Source organism: Bartonella sp. AC62GZZY, from assembly GCF_042196525.1.
GTDB lineage: Bacteria > Pseudomonadota > Alphaproteobacteria > Rhizobiales > Rhizobiaceae > Bartonella.
Window position 1 is genome coordinate 1 of sequence record NZ_JBHIQN010000044.1, and the last position, 2808, is coordinate 2808.

General features: G+C 41.4%; 2 protein-coding genes. Both read right to left on the minus strand.

Going from position 1 to position 2808, the window contains the following annotated elements; genetic code table 11:
• Window positions 1–219 precede the first annotated feature (219 nt).
• Entirely contained in the window at window positions 220–1041 is an 822-nt protein-coding gene (locus tag ACFIML_RS08970; protein ID WP_375608847.1) for a DNA adenine methylase, read from the minus strand.
• A gap of 550 nt (window positions 1042–1591) precedes the next feature.
• Window positions 1592–2808 (minus strand): Bgr_08870 family protein (locus ACFIML_RS08975; protein ID WP_375687994.1); only part of this gene is annotated, 1217 nt, incomplete at its 5' end.

Consider the following 2808-nt stretch of genomic DNA (forward strand, 5'->3'; position numbering starts at 1 on the left):
CCGTGTAAAAAACCTGTTGCCATACTTTATGCTCCTTTTAATAATTGGCTAATGAAATGAATGGGAAAAATGAGAGGTAAAGAGGCGCTCTTGAGAAAGGTTTGTTTTCAACAAGCACTTTCTTTTTATGTTTTGACACTAGATTTTGTAGCAATTTACTTTTTTAAAAAGGTCTTCAAAGGTCATTTAAAGACCCTTTAATATGTATTATTTCTCGTTTTAGAAATCACAATTGGTGATGATAAGCTCCTTAGCGGGAACTGCATTATTTAAGGCGTTACACGAATAAAACGTATTTATTTTTTTAAAGGTAAATTGACTGAAGGTTTTTCGAACTTCTGGCACATCATTGAGAGACAAAAGAAACTTCCCTTTTAATTGTGCCAGCAGCATAGCCATCCTCTGATAATCCTCTCGCTTAAACAAATCTTTGCCATAATAATCCTCAACACCCCAATAAGGCGGGTCAAGATAAAATAAGGTGTTTGGTCGATCATAGCGCCTGATAAACTCAGACCAGTCTAAATTTTCAATGGTAACACCCGCTAAACGACGGTAAATAAGCTTTAATAAGTCTTCAAGTTTAAAACGATTAAAACGTGCACCGCGGTCTGTTTCAACCCCAAACGTACGGTCGGCTACCTTCCCGCTAAAGCTTAAACGCTGCAAATATAAAAACCTTGAAGCCCGTTCTAAATCTGTGAGGGTTTCTGGATCTTGAGCACGTAATCGTTGAAATTCCTCACGGCTGCTTATTTGAAATTCCAGAAATTCTATAAACGGGTGATAATGGCGTTGTAACACCCGAAAAAAATTCACCACATCTCCTAAACGGTCATTAATGATTTCAGTGGGTGGAATCAATTTTCTCCTAAAGAATATTCCTCCCATTCCAACGAAAGGTTCGGCATAAATACTATGAGGAATGTCCTCGATAATGTTAACTATGGTTTTGGCTAGTCTTCTTTTGCCTCCAATATAAGCAGCAGCTGGTGAGATAGGATCAACAGATTTTAATTTTTCTTTACAAAGTGTATCCATCATTTTTTAACACTCTTCCATCTATATTAGCCATCTTCTCACTGTTTCCAAGTGAGAAGAAGTGGCTGCGATGTTGAGGTCTTCTTACATCGGACGGGTTGTCGCTAAACTGTTCCCGTTGGCTGGGCAACCAGCCCAGCCTCTATTTTTTGTTTCTTTCTTTGGTTTGGAGTTTCTAGGATATTCCTGTGATAATATCTGCTTGATTTCTCATAGCGATAGGTTATTAGAGCGGCTTGCTAAGAGCCGTTAATCTCTTTACAAAACTTTTGGAATAGAAGAGGGGGAACGCCGTGATTTCGGGGCTTTTTCTAAAGATAAAGAATGATTTTGCTATAGTGCGACAGAGAGTATTTACTTTTGTTGCCATTTTGCTCTCCACATTAATGAAGAGACCATAACAACAAGAGCTCCTTTTCATAAGTCTGACAGTGTCAGTCAAAAAAGCCCTTTAAAGGGCTTTGAAAGAGTGATAAAAGGATTTAAAAATCATACAAGCTCGCTTATACAATAGCTATCCATTTGACTCGCGCTACCTTTGGTTATGTAATTAATCTTTCCATAATCTTATAAGGACAGCGCCATCAGCTCCAGCGCCACTTGAAGAAGAATCAGAGTGAGCGCCAGCACCACCACCACCAAAACCACGCCCTGCTTTTCCTGAACTATAGGAACCTTTTCCGGCTCCTCCAGCGCCACCCCTTGATGTATCACCCCCAGCATCACCTCCATTACCACTTGTCTTGCTCGTAATTCCACTTGTTCCTGAACAACCATTTCCGCCTTTGGCAATTCCTAGATGTTCGTCTGTTGCTAAACCAAAGTTTCCACCTGTACCTCCAGCACCACCAGATCCTGAATAGTAGTAAGTAGTACCACCAACAAAATTTGCGCGAGAGTTATCGTAATAAGCACCCCCACCACCATGTCCCCCTGTAGCGGTAATAAAATTCTTTCCAACAGCTGTTGTTCCTCCAGAATTACCTTTTGCATAGCGTTTTGCAACAGCAGCTCCTCCTTTTCCAATTGTGATATCTTGATGACCATTTAAACTCGCTTTATAGCCATACCACACGCTACAACCGCCACCGCCGCCACCGCCGCCTAATCTTGGTGTATCCGCACCACCACCACTACCGCCACCGCCCCATGCTTGGATCTCAACTTTAGTTTTATCCGTTACCCAATCGGGCCATTGAATTTTTCCATCCTGTGTATAGAGCAATTCAGCATCGGCAAGAGCCGGCCAATTCGTGATTTTATCGGTCAAATCTTTTTTAAGACTCTTTATTTGTGACAAAATGGCGGCATCCACTTGCGCTTTCGTATAAACAAGATCTCCATCGACTTTTAAAGGTCCTTTAAGCAAGCTTCCCGTTGTGCTTAAACTGGTAACTATTTCACCATTATGGGTGAGGCTAAACGACGAATTACCTAACAGCTCTAAGCCACCACTCATGGTAACTTTGCTGGTAAATTTATTATAACTTTGCCATTCATTTGGGCTTGTGAGGTGCCCATAGCTTGTGAGATCTTCGTTGATCTTGGCTCTAAAGTCGTCAAGACCCACGATATCTTCGGTTTTATGTTGATGCGCGCCTAACAGAGAGATAGCACTCCCAAAGGTGAAGTTATTGTTGCTTGATTTGTAGAGAACATAGTTGTTAGCGGCATCTTTTGCCCCCTCGACATCGCTTAAATCAGCAAAAGTGAAGGTTTTATCCGCTGCCATCTTGCCATTGAGAGCGCTTTCTAGATCTGCGATTT

Bases quoted from the DNA above. Each gene is read 5' to 3' on its own strand.
- ACFIML_RS08970 (WP_375608847.1), bottom strand. From the start codon at position 1,041: ATGGATACACTTTGTAAAGAAAAATTAAAATCTGTTGATCCTATCTCA.